At 50.6% G+C, this 716-nt stretch carries 1 pseudogene; it reads left to right on the top strand.

Annotation, left to right across the window (positions count from 1 at the left end):
• A pseudogene (locus IEY09_RS20110) lies at window positions 1-716 on the top strand (IS4-like element ISSba6 family transposase); the annotation flags it as partial.

Genomic DNA, 716 nt, shown 5'->3' on the forward strand with positions numbered 1-716 from the left:
TTGATTATGTTGCACGCAGCGCCGTGACTCAGGCGCGTAAACGATTGGGCAGTGAGGTTATTAGAGAAGTATTTAGCCGCAGCGCCAATACCTGGCACGCGAGAGCTGAACATCCTCATTGGTGCGGCCTTAACTTGTATGGTGTTGACGGTGTCGTGTGGCGGACACCCGATAGTGTCCAAAATCAAGCCGCCTTTGCGCGTACCGCAAACGCTTCAGGCGAAGCGGCTTATCCGCAAATTCGCATGGTTTGCTTGATGGAATTAAGCAGCCATTTGTTGGTCAACAGCGCCTTTGATTCGGTTGCCGAAAATGAAATGAACTTAGCGTCCCAGCTCATTCCTAGCATTCCTAATCACAGCCTAACCCTATTTGACCGAGGATTTTACTCGCTCGGCCTGCTGCACGCTTGGCAGCAAGCGCAACCTGATAGCCACTGGTTGTTGCCACTGAAGAAAGGCACTCAATATGAAGTAGTGCGAACGCTGGGGAAACATGACCAGTGGGTGAAACTCACCACGACACCTCAAGCCAGAAAGAAATGGCCGCAGCTCCCTGAAACTCTTGAAGCGCGTTTATTGACTAAGATAGTGAAAGGTAAGTCAGTCGCCATTTTGACCTCGTTGACAGACCCGATGCGTTACCCCAGCGAAGACATCGTCGACTTATATGCCCATCGATGGGAAATCGAACTGGGCTATAGAGAGATGAAACAA

Origin of the sequence: Shewanella xiamenensis, assembly GCF_014647135.1 — a bacterium.
Taxonomy (GTDB): domain Bacteria; phylum Pseudomonadota; class Gammaproteobacteria; order Enterobacterales; family Shewanellaceae; genus Shewanella; species Shewanella xiamenensis.